19 protein-coding genes are annotated in these 18,947 nt (G+C 37.8%); 6 read left to right on the top strand and 13 right to left on the bottom strand.

Going from position 1 to position 18,947, the window contains the following annotated elements:
• Positions 1-50: 50 nt before the first annotated feature.
• The gene (locus tag V7112_RS01165) at positions 51-260 is read left to right on the top strand and encodes a DNA-dependent RNA polymerase subunit epsilon (protein WP_335414830.1); all 210 of its coding nucleotides are present in this window, start codon (positions 51-53) and stop codon (positions 258-260) included.
• A gap of 6 nt (positions 261-266) precedes the next feature.
• Positions 267-1,934 (top strand): ribonuclease J1, encoded by a 1,668-nt coding sequence (rnjA, locus tag V7112_RS01160; RefSeq protein ID WP_335414165.1) that lies wholly within the window; start codon positions 267-269, stop codon positions 1,932-1,934.
• Between the two features lie 233 nt (positions 1,935-2,167).
• Here the strand turns inward: rnjA and V7112_RS01155 are convergent, their stop codons facing one another.
• From V7112_RS01155 to V7112_RS01115, 9 genes are all read right to left on the bottom strand, one after another.
• On the bottom strand, positions 2,168-2,833 hold the full coding sequence (locus V7112_RS01155; RefSeq protein WP_335414162.1) for a potassium channel family protein: 666 nt from the start codon (positions 2,831-2,833) through the stop codon (positions 2,168-2,170).
• 146 nt (positions 2,834-2,979) lie between these two features.
• Positions 2,980-4,797: an ABC transporter ATP-binding protein gene (locus V7112_RS01150; RefSeq protein ID WP_335414159.1), complete on the bottom strand. Its 1,818-nt coding sequence runs from the start codon at positions 4,795-4,797 to the stop codon at positions 2,980-2,982.
• A 14-nt stretch (positions 4,798-4,811) separates the two neighbouring features.
• A complete protein-coding gene (locus V7112_RS01145) occupies positions 4,812-6,566 on the bottom strand; it encodes an ABC transporter ATP-binding protein (protein ID WP_335414157.1) in 1,755 nt (584 codons plus the stop codon).
• A 297-nt stretch (positions 6,567-6,863) separates the two neighbouring features.
• Positions 6,864-7,316 (bottom strand): TlpA disulfide reductase family protein, encoded by a 453-nt coding sequence (locus tag V7112_RS01140; protein ID WP_335414154.1) that lies wholly within the window; start codon positions 7,314-7,316, stop codon positions 6,864-6,866.
• 113 nt (positions 7,317-7,429) lie between these two features.
• A complete protein-coding gene (locus V7112_RS01135; RefSeq protein WP_335414151.1) occupies positions 7,430-7,978 on the bottom strand; it encodes a peroxiredoxin in 549 nt (182 codons plus the stop codon).
• Positions 7,979-8,246: 268 nt separating this feature from the next.
• Positions 8,247-8,495: a YkuS family protein gene (locus V7112_RS01130; protein ID WP_335414149.1), complete on the bottom strand. Its 249-nt coding sequence runs from the start codon at positions 8,493-8,495 to the stop codon at positions 8,247-8,249.
• 93 nt (positions 8,496-8,588) lie between these two features.
• Complete coding sequence (locus tag V7112_RS01125; protein ID WP_335414146.1) at positions 8,589-9,467, bottom strand: LysR family transcriptional regulator; 879 nt, start codon at positions 9,465-9,467, stop codon at positions 8,589-8,591.
• Between the two features lie 112 nt (positions 9,468-9,579).
• Positions 9,580-10,017: a cyclic-di-AMP-binding protein CbpB gene (gene cbpB / locus V7112_RS01120; RefSeq protein ID WP_335414143.1), complete on the bottom strand. Its 438-nt coding sequence runs from the start codon at positions 10,015-10,017 to the stop codon at positions 9,580-9,582.
• Between the two features lie 184 nt (positions 10,018-10,201).
• The gene (locus V7112_RS01115; RefSeq protein WP_010282860.1) at positions 10,202-10,438 is read right to left on the bottom strand and encodes a YkuJ family protein; all 237 of its coding nucleotides are present in this window, start codon (positions 10,436-10,438) and stop codon (positions 10,202-10,204) included.
• Positions 10,439-10,617: 179 nt separating this feature from the next.
• Between V7112_RS01115 and V7112_RS01110 the strand changes: the two genes are divergently transcribed.
• On the top strand, positions 10,618-11,574 hold the full coding sequence (locus V7112_RS01110) for an MBL fold metallo-hydrolase (protein WP_335414141.1): 957 nt from the start codon (positions 10,618-10,620) through the stop codon (positions 11,572-11,574).
• A gap of 28 nt (positions 11,575-11,602) precedes the next feature.
• Here V7112_RS01110 and V7112_RS01105 read toward each other — a convergent pair whose 3' ends face one another.
• A complete protein-coding gene (locus tag V7112_RS01105) occupies positions 11,603-12,241 on the bottom strand; it encodes a DUF3993 domain-containing protein (RefSeq protein WP_335414138.1) in 639 nt (212 codons plus the stop codon).
• A gap of 296 nt (positions 12,242-12,537) precedes the next feature.
• On the opposite strand from V7112_RS01105, the gene V7112_RS01100 reads away from it, so the two are divergent.
• Entirely contained in the window at positions 12,538-13,401 is an 864-nt protein-coding gene (locus V7112_RS01100; protein ID WP_335414134.1) for a metallophosphoesterase, read from the top strand.
• Positions 13,402-13,746: 345 nt separating this feature from the next.
• Here the strand turns inward: V7112_RS01100 and V7112_RS01095 are convergent, their stop codons facing one another.
• Entirely contained in the window at positions 13,747-15,477 is a 1,731-nt protein-coding gene (locus tag V7112_RS01095) for a sensor domain-containing protein (protein WP_335414131.1), read from the bottom strand.
• 167 nt (positions 15,478-15,644) lie between these two features.
• On the opposite strand from V7112_RS01095, the gene V7112_RS01090 reads away from it, so the two are divergent.
• Positions 15,645-16,112, top strand: a complete 468-nt coding sequence (locus V7112_RS01090) for a YkyB family protein (protein WP_335414129.1) — start codon at positions 15,645-15,647, stop codon at positions 16,110-16,112.
• 84 nt (positions 16,113-16,196) lie between these two features.
• Here V7112_RS01090 and V7112_RS01085 read toward each other — a convergent pair whose 3' ends face one another.
• Both V7112_RS01085 and V7112_RS01080 read right to left on the bottom strand, forming a co-directional pair.
• Positions 16,197-16,847 (bottom strand): glycoside hydrolase domain-containing protein, encoded by a 651-nt coding sequence (locus V7112_RS01085; protein ID WP_335414126.1) that lies wholly within the window; start codon positions 16,845-16,847, stop codon positions 16,197-16,199.
• 28 nt (positions 16,848-16,875) lie between these two features.
• Complete coding sequence (locus V7112_RS01080; protein ID WP_335414123.1) at positions 16,876-18,144, bottom strand: sialidase; 1,269 nt, start codon at positions 18,142-18,144, stop codon at positions 16,876-16,878.
• A 486-nt stretch (positions 18,145-18,630) separates the two neighbouring features.
• On the opposite strand from V7112_RS01080, the gene V7112_RS01075 reads away from it, so the two are divergent.
• Positions 18,631-18,867 carry an IDEAL domain-containing protein gene (locus V7112_RS01075; protein ID WP_335414120.1) on the top strand — a complete coding sequence of 79 codons (237 nt, stop codon included), beginning with the start codon at positions 18,631-18,633 and terminating at the stop codon, positions 18,865-18,867.
• Positions 18,868-18,947: the final 80 nt, after the last annotated feature.

Here is an 18,947-nt window from a genome sequence, read left to right as displayed (position 1 = left end):
ATAATAGAAAAAGTTACTCTAACTTTCGGAAATTAAGGAGAGATTTGGCAATGATTTTTAAAGTTTACTACCAAGAAGATGCTTATGAAGTTCCTGTAAGAGAAAATACAAGAACAATCTATATAGAAGCAGAATCTATCGTTGAAGTACGCAAAAAATTAAAGGAACGAAAAATTAACATTGAATATATTCAACAGGTGGAAGGGGCCTATTTTGAATATGAAAAACTAAATGAAGATTATAAAGTATTGGAGATTTGATGGATTATGAAATTTGTTAAGAACGATCAAACAGCTGTTTTCGCCTTAGGTGGACTTGGGGAAATCGGTAAAAACACTTATGGCGTACAGTTTCAGGATGAAATCATCCTGATCGATGCTGGAATTAAGTTTCCAGAGGACGAGCTGTTGGGAATTGACTATGTTATCCCTGATTACAGCTATCTTGTAAAGAACGAAGAAAAAATTAAGGGCTTATTTATTACCCATGGTCATGAGGACCATATTGGTGGTATTCCTTATTTACTTCGTGAAATTAATGTACCGATTTACGGAGGAAAGCTTGCCCTAGGTTTAATCCGAAACAAGCTAGAAGAGCATGGTCTCCTTCGTCAGACAAAGCTAATTGAAATAAAAGAAGAAGACATCATTAAGTTCCGTAAGACATCGGTTACTTTTTTCAGAACAACACATAGTATCCCTGATTCATATGGAATTGTAGTAAAGACTCCTCCTGGGCAAATCGTACATACAGGAGATTTCAAGTTTGATTTTACACCTGTTGGGGAGCCTGCAAACCTACAAAAAATGGCAGAAATCGGCAAAGAAGGGGTTCTATGTTTACTGTCTGATAGTACGAATGCTGAAATACCTCATTTCACGATGTCTGAAAGACGCGTAGGCGAAAGTATTCAGGATATTTTCCGAACGGTAGATGGTCGAATCATTTTCGCTACCTTCGCATCTAATATTCATCGACTTCAACAAGTGGTTGAAGCCGCTGTTAAAAACGATCGAAAAATTGCAGTTTTCGGAAGAAGTATGGAGTCGGCAATCACAATTGGGTATGACCTCGGTTATATTCAATGCCCGAAGGACACTTTTGTAGACGCAAACCAAATTAATCGTCTTCCGGCAAATAAAGTAGTTATTCTATGTACTGGAAGCCAAGGTGAACCTATGGCAGCCCTTTCGAGAATAGCGAATGGTACACACAGACAAATTCAAATCATTCCTGGGGATACAGTTGTATTTTCATCCTCTCCTATTCCAGGGAATACACTGAGTGTTAGTCGAATCATTAATATGCTTTATCGTGCAGGAGCTGATGTTATTCACGGACCACTTAGTGACATCCATACATCCGGTCACGGCGGTCAAGAGGAGCAAAAATTAATGCTTCGCTTAATGCAACCAAAGTATTTTATGCCTATTCACGGTGAATATCGTATGCAAATTATGCATGCAAAATCGGCTGTAGATTGTGGTGTATATAAAGAAAATTGCTTCATTATGGACAATGGTGAGGTTCTAGCATTAAGTGAGAATGAAGCAGCTGTTGCTGGTAAAATTCCGTCAGGGAATGTGTATATTGATGGTAGTGGAGTCGGTGATATTGGAAATATCGTATTACGCGACCGCCGCATTCTTTCTGAAGAAGGCCTCGTAATTGTTGTTGTAAGCATCAATATGAAGGACTTTAAGATTGCTGCTGGACCTGATTTAATTTCCCGTGGATTTGTGTATATGCGTGAGTCCGGAGATTTAATCAATGATGCGCAAAGTCTGATTTCGAAGCATTTAAATAAAGTAATGGAGCGTCGAACTACGCAATGGTCTGAGATCAAGAATGAAATCACAGATACGCTTGCACCGTTCCTATATGAAAAGACAAAACGCCGTCCGATGATTTTACCAATCATTATGGAGGTATAAGCTTTATCAAATACGCCTTGGCGTATTTGCGCCCAGATTTTTTCGAGCATGCTCGAAAAGTTTCCTTTGAAAATCTGTGGCATCCGCCGGAGGCTGTAACTTTATTCTTTGAATAAAGTTATATCACCCTTATATTCAATGTTGATCTCCCACTGAGGCTCCCTCAGTGGGTTTTTGGTGAGAAATGCAAATGACGGATATAGAAAGCAAAAAAAACGCCTCAAACGAGACGTCTATTCTTCGATTAGGTTTTTTTCGAAACGACTGATGTCTGTATCAGCCCCGATAATGATTAGAATATCCCCTTTATGGATTTCCTCGGTTGCTTGAGGAGATACAATGATATCCTTCCCTCTTTTCATAGCTACAATAGTTACTCCATATTTGGCACGGACATCCAATTCAATTAAAGATTTCCCATCAATTTTCTGTCCAGCGACAATTTCAATAATACTATGCTCATCTGAAAGCTCCAAATAATCTAATACATTATTTGAAATGATATTGTGGGCAATTCGTTTCCCCATATCACGTTCTGGGTGGACAATACGATCTGCTCCAATTTTGCTTAAGATTTTCTCATGGTAATCGTTTTGAGCTTTTACCCAAATTTGTTTAACTCCTAATTCCTTCACGATAATCGTTGTTAAAATACTTGCTTTCAGGTTGTCTCCGATTGCCACTATGACAAGATCAAAATTACGAATCCCAATACTTTTTAAGACGGATTCATCTGTGGAATCGCCTACTACCGCATGAGAAGCAATTGTCGAATATTCATTCACTCTATCTTCATCAATGTCCATGGCCATGACTTCCATGCCTTCCTCACTCAATGCCCTGCAAATACTACCACCGAAACGACCAAGGCCAATGACCGCAAATTCCTTTTTATTCACTTCTATTCCCCCATCAATTTGATGATACCACCCATTTTAACACAATTAATTACCAATGTGGAAGCACCATAAAATTCTTAATTCGGTTTAGAAATGACATAAAAAAAAAATGAAAGGACAAATTAAAAGTCCTTTCATTTATTAGGTTAAATTGCTTCGAGCATTTTAAATTGTGCCTTTACTAATCCAAAATACTCTCCTTGCTGTTTCATTAGTTCATCATGATTACCTTGTTCAATAATTTCACCATGATCTAGTACGAAAATCTTATCAGCCTCACGAATTGTTGAAAGTCGATGGGCGATAATGATTGCAGTCCGACCTTTTAACAACTGTTTTAAGGCTTGTTGAATTTTCACTTCGGTTTCGGTATCAATACTTGCAGTTGCTTCATCTAGTATTAAAATTTTCGGGTCTGCCAGAAGTGCGCGGGCAAAGGATAATAATTGTCGTTCACCGACTGATAAGATATTTCCTCTCTCCTCAACCTCTGTATCATATCCGTTATTGAGTTTCTCAATAAACTGATGTGCACCAACTGCTTTGGCCGCCGCCATTACCTCTTCATCTGTCGCATCAGGTCGACCAAAACGAATATTGTCCTTGATTGTTCCTGAGAAAATGAAGGTATCTTGAAGTACAACACTGATTTGCGAACGGACACTTTGAATCGATAATTCCTTAATATCGATTCCATCAATGCGAACTTCCCCACTCGTTGCATCGTAAAAACGACTTATTAGGTTTGCTATTGTTGTTTTACCTGATCCGGTATGACCGACAAGGGCAACTGTTTGACCAGCCTCCATCGTTAAGGAAATGCCTTTTAACGCTTTACGGCTATCGTCATATGAAAATTCAACTTTATTAAATTCAACCTTCCCTTTCATATCGGTTAAGTGAATCGCGTTTTCTTTTTCACCAACGATTGGCTTTTCATCGATAAATTCAAAAATACGCTCAGAAGATGCCATTCCTACTAATAGTTGATTATACACTTGACCTAGGCGTGAAATAGGCTCCCAGAACATCCCTAAGTAAAAGGCAAAGGAAACGAATACCCCAACAGTTAACCCATTATCCTGAATTAACATCGCCCCAAACCAAATTAAAATCGCGGTTCCAACCGCATTTGTCATTTCCACAAACGGGCGGAACATGGCATTTTTCTGGGTCGCGCCTCTCCAGCTTTCAAAGTTCTCATTGTTAATACCATCAAAGAACTCGATGTTTTCTTTTTCCTGAGTAAAGCTCTGTGTAACCCTTATCCCCTGTATGCTTTCATTTAAATGCGAGTTAAGCATCGCTTGTTTAATTCGAACCGTTTGCCATGACCTTCTAATATTTCTTCTTAATTTTGTCGTGATTAAGACCATTAATGGCAAGATTATTAAAATGGCTAATGTGAGCTTTGGACTTAATCCAAAGAGAATAATAATAACCCCAAATAACAGAACAAAGTCCATTAATAGATTAATAACCCCATTTGTGAATAATTCTTGAAGGGAGTTTACATCATTAAGGATTCGAACTAATATGGAACCCGCTGATCTCTTATCAAAGAAGCGGTGTGAAAGCCCTTGGACGTGTGTAAAAAGATGCTTTCGTAAATCGTAAATAATATTTTGCCCTAGCATATTCGTCCATTTGATTCTAAAAATGTTTGCCACATAATTTATCCCATATAATCCAGCAATTGTGGCAACTAAAATAATTAATAAATTCGTATCTTTATTCGCAATCGCATGGTCAATCGTATACTTACCAATTAAAATAGGTGCGATTAACCTTACCGCAGTTGTTAATAAAACCATGATAATCGCAAGTGGTAATAGATTCTTAGTATAGGGTTTCATATAAGCTAGTAATCTGAGCATTTGCTTCCAATTAAACGGTTTTTCAATTGCTTGATCGGTTGAATAATGGAAGCGATGTTTGATATCTTGTTTTTCTTCCTGGGACATTTAATCTCACCTACCTATCCGACTTGTGTCTGTAAGACCACTTTTTGATCCTTGTATTGAATTTCATAAATTCGTTGATATGGCCCTTCATTCTTCAATAATTCCTCGTGAGTTCCACGCTCCACGATCACTCCATTTTCTAAAACAAGAATTTCATCAGCATGTTTCAAGGACGAAATCCGATGGGCAATGATAAATGTTGTGCGCCCTTTCATGACTGCCTTTAAGTCCTGCTGGATCTTAAATTCGGTTTCCATGTCCACAGCGCTAGTAGCATCATCCAGAATTAAAATGCTTGGGTCAATACAAATAGACCTAGCAATTGCGATCCGTTGTTTTTGACCTCCTGATAATCCCATACCGCGTTCGCCTAGCATCGTATCATAGCCATTCGGGAGCTCCATGATGAATTCATGTGCCTGTGCGCGTTTTGCTGCATCAATAATTTCCTCCATTGTTGCATGAGGTCTACCATAAGCAATATTTGCCCGGATTGTTGAAGAGAATAAGAAAGATTCCTGCATAACGAATCCAATATTGCTTCTTAATGTTTGAATCGAATAATCAGAAACATCCTTACCATCAATGAGGACTTTCCCTTTTACCGGCTCATAAAATCTCGTCATAAGCTGTGTAATACTTGTTTTTCCAGAGCCAGTAGCGCCGATTAAGCCAACCACCTTACCTGGTTGTGCTGTAAACGAAATCGATTCAAGTGCTGCCTCATCATCCTCGGTATATTTTAAGGTGACATCTTTAAATTCAACATGACCTTCTAATTTTTCTTTTGTTAGACAATCTTTACGGTCAACTATTTTTTCATCTGCCTCAAGAATTTCTAATAAACGTTCACCAGAAGCTTTTGCTTGTGAAAACATGTTAATAATAAATCCAAGGTTCATGATTGGATTTAATAAGTACCACACCAAACTAAAAAAGGCGACAAGTTCACCGTGTGAAACTGCACCGTCGATAACCAAATATCCCCCATATGATAGAAGCGCAACAACACAAACATTACCGATAAACTCCATTAACGGGAAAAATTTTGCCCAAATCGCAGATGTCGCTAGCGATACATCACGATAGCCTTCGTTAGAACGATTAAACTTATTGATTTGAAAATCTTCACGTGATAGTGACTTCACTGTATTTATTCCACTAATGTTCTCTTGAACATTTGTATTCAAGCGACCAAAGGTTTTTCGAACCTTTCGAAAGGCCGGATGGACACGTTTGTCAAAGCGATAGACAACAATTGCTAAAAATGGCAAGGCCATAATTGTCACGAAAGTAAGTGGGACTGAGTAAGAAAACATAACCACTAAACTGAAGATAATTAAAAGTGTAAAACGAAGCAATTCTGCAAACCCAAAGGATAGAAAGAATCGGAACCCTTCAACATCAGCTGTTAAGCGTGACATGAGATCGCCTGTTTTCGCATTGTCGTAGTAGCTAAATGATAATCGTTGGAGCTTTTCATACAATGCATTTCTCACTTTATACACAGTTGTGATTCCAAATAAATCGCCAAGATATTGGTTGAAATATGTAGCTAACCCCTTTATAACCATGATGGCAATGAATCCTAGTGCAAGATATGGTACCAGCTGATAATTACCCGCTCGGAATACCTCATCAATTGTTACCTGTAGCACAATTGGGTAAATAACTGTAATACCTGTAACGAAAATCATTGCAAATAATGACCAGAAAAAATACTTACGATACGGCCAATAAAACCCCTTTAATTTCTTAAAGGTTTCCATTAAACTCCCCCCTTGATGTCTCCAAAAAACGTAAAAAAATGTTGTTCAAATGCGCCTTGGCGTATTTGCGCCCAGATTTTTTCGAGCCTGCTCGAAAACTTTCCTTTGAAAATCTGTGGCATCCGCCGGAGGCTTTTAACATTATTTAGCTCTCTGCTAAATAATGTTAAAACTACGTAACATATAATATATCGGTTTTCGAAATAAATTACTAGTGCATTTTCTGAAAATGTTAAATTTTTTCTATGATAAAAAAACAAGACCAAGTCAAAAATTGACTCGGTCTTGTTATCTATCTTATTCTTTTTCAGTTTCTTCTAACACACGGTTAACACGTTTTGTTAGCATCTTCATTCCACTTCCACCAGCTTGAAAATGCCGGAGCTTCCCTTCTTTATCAAACACATAATAAGCAGGAACATATTGATTTTCAAATTTATCGTTTAGTTTAAGTTCGCTGTCAACAAAAATGGGTTGAGTGATGTTGTGTTGTTCAGCCACTTGCTTAATTTCATCTAAATCAAGGTCATTTTCAGATCTTGGCATGTGAACAGCGATAACATTTAATTTGTCTTTATATTGATCGCGGAATTCATTTACCTGTGGCATTGCTTCTTTACAAAGACCACAGCTGATTGACCAGAAATGAATGAGTGTAGGTTTATCACCAACTAAATCGTCCTTACGAACCTCTCCATTAAACCAAGCCTTTTCGCCCTCAAGCTCAGGCATTTGTTCACGTAATTTCATAAAATATATCCTCCAACTTATGGAATAAAAGGCCTAACAGTATGTTAGACCCCTGTTTTTGTATTCGTTTAATCAAAGGTGCATTTATGTTAGTCAGCCTTTACTGAGTTAAGTTACACGTTAAGTGTTGCTTGACCAGGTCTCCAGTTAGCTGGGCAAAGACCACCAGTTTGAAGTGCTTGTAGAACACGTAAAGTTTCATCAACGTCACGACCGATGTTGTTATGGTTAACAACAGAATACATCATTTCACCTTCAGGACTGATGATGAATAAACCACGAAGCGCAACACCTTCTTCTTCGATCAGAACACCATATTCTTTGGAAACAACGTGGTTTGTGTCTGCAGCTAATGGATAATTAAGATCACCTAAGCCGTTATCTTTACGGTCAGTATGAATCCAAGCTAAGTGTGTGTGGATTGTATCAGTTGAAGCACCGATAACAACCGCATCTAAGTCATCGAACTCTTCAAAGCGATCTGACATTGCAGTGATTTCTGTTGGACATACGAAAGTGAAGTCCATTGGATAGAAGAACAATACTGTCCACTTGTCATTTTTCATGTTTTCTTCAAGACTAACTTTACCAAATTCTTTGTTTGGCATAACAGCGTCCATTTCGAAACGAGGAGCTTGTTTACCTACCATACGTTCTGCCATATGTAAGACCTCCAACTATTTTTAAAAGTAGATTGATAACGTTCATACCAATATCTTGTATAACCAGTTTACACTTTGATTAAACATGATAATTTGGAACCGTTACCAAAATTAATTAGTTTAACAAACGAACCGCTGTCGATTCAAGGGATATGTTGTCGTATTTTTGGCAATTAAGATAATCTTAACAACCTTTATAAAATGAAGTAAAAAGTCTCATTAAAAAGACTAGGTGGTGTACCTAGTCTCGTTTTTCATCTATCACCATTTACGCTTGTCCTAAACGACTCTCCAGTTCTTGACAAACCTCGTCAGCAGATAGTCCATTCGCTTCAATAACAGGCCCTTTCATAACAGTATCAGCCATACCCATCATATTCGTATCTAAGCCTGTAACAACGCAAGCGTCACAGTTTTGTGCATCACTTTCCTGCTTTAGCTGAACAACTTCATAGCCTTTTTCTTGAAGAGCCTGCTGAACATTTGTTAGAGAGCCTTCAACTCCAATTTTCGCCATTAATCATCCACCTCCTCATATATGTAATTTGTCACAATCAGACTGTGATTATTCTCTACATATTTGAGGATAGAATTCATTGAAATACAAAAATTACAAAGTATCCAAGTTTTCCTTGATCAATTCGACAAAAGCTTGAACTTGCTTAAGTTCAAAGGCATAATCATATCCAACCAACCATGTATCACGTTTCATTGGTTGATTGTTTTCATTCATTAACGGAATTTTATAGATATTTTTCGTTTCTTCATCATTTAATGTGACTGATGGCAAAATCGCATAGCCAATTCCATTTAAGGTCATTTGTTTACACGTTTCAATCTGATCAACCACAATTGTTCGGCGTGGTGTTGACTGAAAGGTACGGTGCCACCATTCTTGAATTTCTTGATAATAGGTAGAGTCACTTTTAAATTGAATAAACGGTCGATCGGTTTCCCATACCTGTTCAATTTTTTGGATTTCTTTATCAACCATATACATCGTATCCGTTAATAAATGGTGTTTTACTCCCTTCCAATCCGGTTTACCGCGAATGATTCCAATATGTACCGTATCATCGTACAGATTTTTTAATATTTCACTACTCCAGCCAGTTATTAATGAAATTTTTGCATGCGGGTACTTATTCACATATTTCTTTAAAACCTTCGGGAGCCAATTTTGTCCAATAATGGATGCACACGCAATTTTAAGGGTGCCATGGACTTCCTGATTCAGCCCCTGAAGCTGCTCCCTTATTTTCTCCTCTTTTTCTACAATTTCTTTAGCGAAATCTATAATTTTTTCTCCCGCCGGTGTTGGTGTTAGCCCTTTTTGGGAGCGGATAAAAATTTTTGTATTCCACGCTTTTTCAATCGTTTGTAGCCGTTGAGATAATGCTGGTTGCGTCACAAATAAGCGTTCTGAAGCTTTTCGCATATTTAATTCAGATGCAAGAACAACTAATAGTTGAAATTCAGAAAATTGCACACTCGTTCCTCCCTGACCTCGAGGTTAGTTTTACTTTTAGTATAATTGATATGCTGCCTAGTTTCATTATTAGCAGAAAAAACCTCCATTTGTACATGGAGGATTTGATTTTTTATTTAATTTTAAGTTGTTTATTCAATTGTTTTAAGATTGCGCGACGGGTAAATATCCCCTCAAATACTAATTCATCATTTTCCACACAAACAAATGGGTTATCAATGACTAACTGAAGGCCTTTTAAAACATTGTCATTAAAGTTCAACCGTGGAATTTCCCTGTTCATTACTTCTTCAACCTTCATCTTTTCTAGACGTTCAAATTCAATTCGTTCTAATCCGAGGATTGAGTCTAGGATATGGGTTGAACTGATTAATCCGTGCAGCTTATACTTTGGGTCTAATACTGGAACAGCAGTATAACCAGTTTTCGTAAGAACTAAAAGTGCATGCTCTAAGCTATTTCCGATTTGAACATGGGCAACTTTATCTGCAGGAATAAGCATGTCTTTAATTGTTGTTTCAAATAAATTTTCACTCTGAAGACCAAACACGTATGCCTCACAACCTCACATCGTAATTATTTTTCATATATTACCAGTTTGTTATTTTAAATACTCCTCTTTTATCTTACCATAATTTTATGTGGATAACTTGTATTATTTAGCGGTGTTTATTTGGAAGGATTTATTAAGAAGAAAAAGGCCCGGCAAGTAGCCGAACCTTAACAAAAATAGTTTAGTTAATTAAATCAAATATTTCAATTGCGATCATGTCAATATTATCGAATTGATATGTTTTTGGTTTTTCCCCTTGCTGGTATACTTCAAGTTCAAAAGTACTTGTTTTGTTAAAATATTTAACACTGCACTTTCTTTCACCATTTACTTCAAAAAAACGTTGAGGGGGCTCCCCACCATTTGCATTTTCCTGAAGGCTTATAAGGCGAGATATGATTCCTTGTAACTGTGACATAAGTGCCTCTCCTTTCATGTACATGACCTTCTTTTAGGATTGAGCAATATCCATTCTTCTATCCACATTTTTCGAACGGAGTACTATTATCAGAATATTGTTTTCAATACCTTTACATAACTACTATGTAACAATACAATAAAATTAGCTACGAAACAATAAAAAATTGGGAGGAGAACATGGCAAATCTTACACAACTAAATGAGCGAATATTTTTAATTGATGCACATGATTTAGGCAGGAAAGCTCGAACTGGTTCTTATATAATTAAAGAAGAAAAAATTACGATAATCGAAACAAGTGCTAGTCCGTCCATTCCATACATCTTAGAAGGATTAAAAGAGCTTGAAATTAATCCAAATGATGTCGAGTATATCATTGTAACCCATATTCATTTAGACCACGCAGGAGGTGCTGGACTCCTTCTCGAGCATTGTCCCCATGCAAAGGTGGTTGTTCATCCAAAAGGTGCCAGGCATTTAGTAGACCCAAGCCGATTAATTGCAGGTGCAAAAGCAGTCTATGGTGAAGCCTTTGATTCTTTATTTGCTCCGATTTTACCAATTCCTGAGGAAAAACTAATTGTGAAAGAAGATCAGGCAGAGCTTAGGATTGGGCCAAATTGTACACTTGTTTTTTATGATTCACCAGGACATGCTAATCATCACTTCAGTATTTATGATCCTGTCAGTAACGGTATTTTTACTGGTGACACAATCGGCATTTATTATCATGAGCTTGTAAAAGATCAAATTGATCTTTTTTTACCTTCGACCTCTCCCAATCAATTCCGACCTGATGCGATGTTAGAATCTGCTGAAAAAATAAAAGCGTTACAAGTTTCAACTATTTATTTTGGTCATTATGGGATGACAACAAGTGTGAATGAGGTATATAAACAACTCTCTTTTTGGTTACCCATCTTTGTGGCTGCAGGAAAACAATCATTTGCAAAAAAACCGTCAGCAAGTCCAAGTGAGCATAAAGATATGATCAGGGAACTAATTTTAAAGGAGGTTAGCGCATACCTCGATGAACGGGATGTTCCAAGGAATCATCAGGTTTACGAAATTATTGGACTTGACCTTGATATTTGCGCGATGGGAATTGTTGATTGGATGCTTAAAACAAAATAGAAATCCCAATGGGATTTCTATTTTACTGTCAAAAGATTTTATGAAAACAGCCTGCCTCTATTGGCGTGCGATTATCCATTTCAAGCAAGGAATAAATCGTCGTTTTAAACGGATTCCATGTTAAAAACTCTGTATCCCCTTTAGTCGTCTGTTCTTGGGCAACTTTCTTTACAGAAGGTGCCTCATCTTCCATGGTTAAATCAGTAATCAGCCAATTTGAGCTTATTTTTTCTAGCGTGATGACTTCATAATGATCTTGATAAGAAACAGGTCCTGATTCGGGAGATTTAAATAATTCATAGACAAAGATTTTATTTACTTCCTGATCAAATAAAATCTTTGTTTCGTCTGTATAGGAATAAAACGGAACAAAGTAGAGGGCAAAATCAGATCCATATACAATATACCCCTCTTCTTCCTTCATCAAATTCTCCTCTAAAAAGTTGGCTATATAGTCCTCTTGAAAGTAAGGGGCTAGGGTTTTCTGAACCTCATCATAGGTACGAAATTCTAATGTTAGTGATGATTGTGCCTGAAATGCTTCTTTTAGTTGTGTAAACACTTGCTCCTTTGTTAATGGTTGATTAGATGATGCTGTAGCCGTTGGCACAGAAACAAGTCCGATTAAACAAATGACAACGAGTAGTAGTACGATTCGCTTGCTCAAAATATCATCCTTCCCTTGCTAGACCTAGGATTGTACAAGTACCATCATTTTAACAAGTTCTCAGATTCTTATGGGTATGAATCGTTCGTTAAATATATGCAGATTTTGACACGAAAATCGATATACAAACAATTAATTCAAAAATATCGTGAAAAAAAGAAAGAATTTTGGCAACAAATATTCTCTTTCTATTATTTTATTTTAATATTGTAATACATATTTAAAAATCATTCGAATATGAATATGCTACACTAGTCTCATGACTTCGAAGATTTATAGATAGGTTGGGGGTTAGGATGGCTAAAAAATATACAAGAAGAAAATTTCTTAAAAGAGCTTTTGCTACTACTTCAACAGCAATAATCGCGTCTTCTTTCGGATATTGGTATGCGCGCTATTTTGAACCGAAACAGTTGGAAGTTTCGAGGCACGAAATTTGGCATCAAACTATTCCGAAACCATTTCACAATGTAAAGATTGTCCAATTTAGTGATACTCATGTAGGACATCATTTTAGTTTGGAGCAATTACAGAAAATTGTTGATAAAATAAATGGTCTCAATCCTGACCTTCTGTTTTTTACAGGTGATTTAATGGACGAGCCGAATAAATACGCTGCTACCAACCACCTTATTCCGATTCTTGAACGTTTAGAAGCACCACTTGGAAAATTCGCAATTTACGGGAACCATGACCATGGAGGCTATGGATCTGAAATATATAAAAAGCTGATGGATCAAACTGGTTTTACCCTTCTAATGAATGCCTCAGAAGAAATTTACGTAGAGGATTCAAAAATCACGATTGTCGGGCTTGATGATGTCATGCTTGGCCGCCCTAATTTTGAACAAGCATTTAAAGACGTCGATTCCTCTAGTTTTACTATTCTGCTTGCGCATGAACCAGATATTGCCGAACGTGCAGAAGATGTAGGAGCCCATATGCAATTATCAGGTCATAGTCACGGAGGACAAATTCAACTTCCATTTGTAGGCCCACTGATTACCCCACCGCTCGGCAGCATTTACTATGAGGGAGATCATCTAATTGGTCCTAGTGAAATGTTCCTATATGTCAATCGTGGGCTTGGCACAACAAGACTTCCATTACGATTTTTAGCAAAACCTGAAATCTCTGTTTTTACATTAGTTTCTACCTAGCCAAAGGGACTGTCCGAAAAGTCATTGAAAAATGACTTTTGAGGGCTGCCCCTCCTTATTTTTTTAATGTTCCGATTAGAACGTAGCGTTGATTTCCGCTGCAGGTACTCGCTTTCCGCGGGCGGTCCGAGAGCCTCCTCGTCGCAAGCTCCTGCGGGGTCTCGACAAAGTCCATGTCGAGTTCGGGATAGTAGCATTGGCACACAATCTACTGAAAGTAGCTAGGATCCGCCCTGCTGCTTCAATGGGAATAGTATGACAAAAAAGCAGCGAGAGAAAAACTGTATGTTTTTCTCTCGCTGCTTTACTATTTTAGGGACTTTTTAGACATCCTCTCTTTATCAACTACTTATTTTTTAGATAATGTTCAATCATTTCATTTTCCGGGATGGGTTTACTAAAGAAATAGCCTTGTAACTTATGACAACCCATGATTTTGAAAAATTCTACCTGTTGTTCCTCTTCTACTCCCTCTGCAATTACAGAAAGACCGAGGCTTTGCGCTAAGTGAATAATCGTTGTTGTAATCGCAGCATCCTTGTCATCACGGAGCACATCCTTAACAAAGGACTGGTCAATTTTTAGTGTATCAATTGGAAGTTTTTTAATATAGCTTAAGGAGGAATAACCCGTTCCAAAGTCATCTACGGAAATACGAACCCCAATTTCCTTTAATTTTGCGAGAGTTTTTAATGTTCTCTTCGGATCCTGCATAGCCCCTTCTGTTAGCTCAAATTCAAGACTTCCTGGATATATTTGATTCTGTTCAATATTTTGCTCAATAATTTTCACTAACTCAGGCTGCTGAAATTGTTTTGGCGACAGATTGATGGAAATTGAAATAGATCCATACCCGTTCTCTTTCCATTGCTTTAGTTTTTGGCATACCGTCTGAATGATCCATTCCCCGATTGATAAAATAAGGCCGGTATCCTCTGCAATCGGAATAAATTCAGCTGGAGACACAGAACCAAGATCCGGATGTTTCCATCTTAATAGTGCCTCAAAGCTTGTTACTTTATCTGTACTAAGATCCAGCTGTGGTTGGTAGTAGATTTCAAGTTCATTTTTCTCAATTGCTTTTCTAAGCCCTGTCTCCAATTGCATCAAGTGTGAAGTCCGTTTTTGTAAATCCGTACTATAAAATTGATAAAGCGATCTACCTAATTCCTTAGCACGATACAGGGCCGTATCCGCATTTTTTATTAATGTATCTCCATCTTGTCCATCTGTAGGAAAAATACTAATTCCGATGCTAGCTGAAATAAAAAACTCTTTTTGCTCTAAGAGGAAAGGCTTTTCAAAAGCTAGGTTCACATGTTGCGCGAATTGCTCAGATAGTTCCCCTGATGTGTTTGGGAGAATAACAATGAATTCGTCCCCACCTTGGCGGAACACTTTGTAGCTCTTATGACTTATTGTAGCTAACCTTTTTCCAACTTCTTTTAAAAGGTGATCCCCAGCAACATGCCCCATTGAATCATTGAAAAATTTAAAACGATCAAGATCTATAAACATTAATGATAGATTTTGGTTATTCATTTTCGCTTCTTCTACAGCGTTGTCTAAGTCCTTTTTTAACGAACTGCGATTTGGCAGTCCTGTAAGATGATCATGATAAGCCATGTAGGTAATCATTTCTTTATCAGCAACTCTAGCAGAGATATCACGGGTAACACTTACGATAAAAGTTATATCACCTTTATCATCAAATATCGGAGTTAAAATAGATTCCCCGTGAACAACTCTCTGGTTAGCTAAAATAACAACATCCTGAAAAGAGATTGGTTCTTTTTTCTCCAATACAGATTGGTATTGATCATGCAAATGGGCTGCTGTTTCATAAGGCAATACTTCATGAAGTGTTTTTCCAAGACTATTACCAGTCAATTTCGCGTGTCCCTTTGCTTCTTCATTTAAGAAAACATAGGAGAAGCTGCCGTTCTCTTCAACTTTCATAACATATATTAAATCCTTAATATGTTTAAGGATAATTTCAAAGATGATCCCTTCGATTTTATCATCAAAAAGGCTAAATTGATCATCCTTTAGAATAACATTGTTCGTTCTGTCCATGATACCATTCCCTAATTCAAGTAATATCTATTTCTTCTCCATCTATCGACAAATTCCTTTATTTTTTAAAGAATTCTTTTCAATAATTCTATCAATCGGATAGACACTGATGAATTTGTCAAAATTCACTACTACCAGTATAATAAAAGATAGAAAGGAGAGAAAGTATGAAAAAACAGGTAAATCAAGCCCCGCTAGAACCAAATGTGGACAACCTAGCCCGTGCCATCTTTGTTGTGAACCGACATGCTAAAACGGCGACAAACCCTAAGTTCTTATATTTACTTAAGCGCAAGGCTTTAGAAAAGCTTATTTCAGAAGGAAAAGCCAAAAAAGAAGGACTTCATTTTTCCAGAAATCCAAAAAATAGTCAACAGCAATCCGATGTCTTAATTTCAGCCGGAGATTATTATTTTCACATGCCTCCTACAAAAGAAGACTTCTCTCGCCTACCACATCTTGGAAATTTGAATCAGACATATCGCAATCCAAAAACCTATCTATCACTTTCTCTATCTAAAAGCCTTCTACAACAATACGTTGGAATCGAAGAAAAAACGGAGAATACCCATCGTCCAAACAAACGAACCTACCAAAAACCCGTTTTCAAAAAATTAGGAGAAAGTTATCGTTAATTAAAAATGCGGAGGGCTCCCGCCTATCGGCGACCGGAGCTAGACATTGAATATGAAAAAACCAGGTGTATGTACCTGGTTTTTTTAATAGAGATAATTTAAAGTGCGTTGGTCCGCTAAATTTGTATCAATTGGACAGTCTTTTGAATCTCTTCCGTATTGCCATACCCACACATTTGCTTTACATTTTGGTGATTGCGGGCGAAAGGCTGGCGCATTTCTTTCCCTCGTTACTCCGGGTTCTGGTTCAGCACTCCATAATATGGTTTGTACGGCAATCTGATTATTTTTTCGAACAGCCTCACAATACGCATTCGAAAAATCGCCTTCTACTGGATCATGGTAAAGCCCCGGACGAAAGCCAGTTGGGTGAATGGATTCAACCCACCCACGAATCCAAGCTTCATCAACAGCAAAAAAGCGTTCGATATTTGCAAACAAGGCTACATTATTTGGAATACCAAGACGTCTTGCATTAAACACGGCATTTCGCGCAGCAAGCTGCCCTTTTTCATAACTAGTCGCATCGGAAAAAACATTATAAATCGGTAAAATCTTAATTCCTCGATTTCGTAAAAAGGAAATCTCTTCTCTTGTTAAGCCATGTGAAACATTCGGTACTTCACTTAAATATCTACCCCAAAACTTCGGGTTTCCAAATTTGCTTTTCACACATGAATATAATTCTTCATCGGCGGTTGCTGCCGAATCCACTCCCCATACATATCTTGGCATATTCACAACTCCTTGAGTGAACGTCGATTTATGATTTCCATTTATGGATTAATTGATTGTTTTCTCCTCTTGCAAAGACATCAACTCGGTTGCGACTCCACGAGGCTGAGGATGGTTCTGAGGTTAGTGTTCCACCAAGATCCTCCCAATCACTCCAACTGCTTCCGTCCCAATTTTTTAAATAAAGATGATTATCCGCGCCTTTGACAAAAACATCTAAATGATTGGATTCTCTTGAGGATGCAGCTGGACTTGAGGTTAATTGACCGCCAAGATCCTCCCAGTTGCTCCAATTCGATCCATCCCAGTACTTATGATAAAGAGCTCGATTTTCACCACGAACAAAGACATCAATTCGATTCGGCCCCCATGAAACTGCCCCAGGTGCTGACGTCAGAATACCTCCTAAATCCTCCCAATCACTCCATCCTTCTCCATCCCAATACTTATGATAAAGATGGCGATCCGTACCTCTTCCAAATACATCTAGACGATTCTCTCCCCATGATGCAACTGCAGGTGATGACGAGAGCACTCCGCCTAAATCCTCCCAATCACTCCATGAAGAGCCGTCCCAGTATTTATGAATCAATTGATTTTTGTCACCGCGAGCAAAAACATCTACTCTACCTGTACCCCACGAAACCGCGGCAGGTGATGATGTTAGAGAACCTCCGAGACTCTCCCAATCTGTCCATCTGGATCCATTCCACATCCGGTGGTAGAGGACCCGATTTCTTCCGCGCACATAGACATCTAATTGGTCTCTTCTAGTCGCCATAGCAGAAGGCCCTGATGTTAAATAACCCTCAAGGTCCTCCCAATCACTCCAATTTTTTTCTGACGAGTAGCCAATATTTTCATAGGTAAGTCGAATGATCGCCTTTAATATTCTTTCAAGAACCCGATCCGGAATCCGATAAGGGGACAGGACGACAAAAACCCAATTGGCTTGATTTCTAAAAGCATGATAGGTCTGATTAACCTTTTGGTCTAGGGAACCTGAAAATTGATTTTGCGTCATAAGTGTAAACATGACAACTTGCATTGCAATGTATTGCGATATTCTCCGGTTGACATTATATTCTGCTAGTTCATCATAATGTGGTTTTAGATTTTTCCGTACCTCTTTCCACACATTTTGAAATTCCTCTGTTTGTCTGATTTGGTTTTCTGGTGAGTAGGGATTTATATAATAAGCTTGTTGGTAGCGATTAATGGGATAATATGGGTAATAATATTGTGGAACTGCTCGATTATATGGATTCACTTGATAACCACCATATGGTTGATTCATAGCAGGTACCTCCCTTTTTTATCAAATGCGCCTTGGCGTATTTGCGCCCAGATTTTAGGCCCACAGGAAGTGGGTCATAAAGACGTTGCCACAGGATGTGGCGTTATTAGTCTTTGATCTTACTGCTCGAAAGTTTCCTTTGAAAATCTGAGGCATCCGCCGGAGGCTTTTAATTTTCCTTAGCAGGGTTCGACTCCTGCTAAGGAAAGTTAAAAAGTCCTCATATCATACTATGATGTGATATAGGAAAGTAACCCATTTTTTCATATTCTCCTGCTCTTATCTCAACGTTTTCCAATTCAACTAAGTTCTGACATATCTAAATTTTCTAAAAAAACACTTTACTTTTCGCTGCTTTCCCTTCATAATAGAAAGACAACTAGACGATGCATTATTTTCCTAAAATAGCATGGTTATAGTGGCGCTTATAGGTAAACGCAAGTTTTATTTACAAATAAGCGAAAAATAAAAAGGAGTGATTACGTAATGGACCATTTTAACAAAGAGCAAAAAAATGAAGTAGTTGTTATGCCTCTAACGCCTGATGAAGAGATGTATGAGAAGGTAGCAGAAATGGTTCTCATCCAATCACAGGCCTCCTTTAGGAAAGAACAATTACTAAAACAAATTGACCAATCATTAGTGGATCGTGATGAAGCATTATTTATGGAACTTACAAAACAATATAATATGTTACTGTCCCAACATAATTTTTTACAATAGAGTGAAACCTCAATTGGCTAGTGCGAGATGCGCTAGCCTTTTTAATTGAAATGCGCAAGGCGCCCGTCTATCGGCGACAA

The organism is Bacillus sp. JJ1566, assembly GCF_036962685.1.
Classification (GTDB): Bacteria; Bacillota; Bacilli; order Bacillales; family Bacillaceae_L; genus Ferdinandcohnia.
This window is presented reverse-complemented; position numbering and strand designations above follow the sequence as displayed.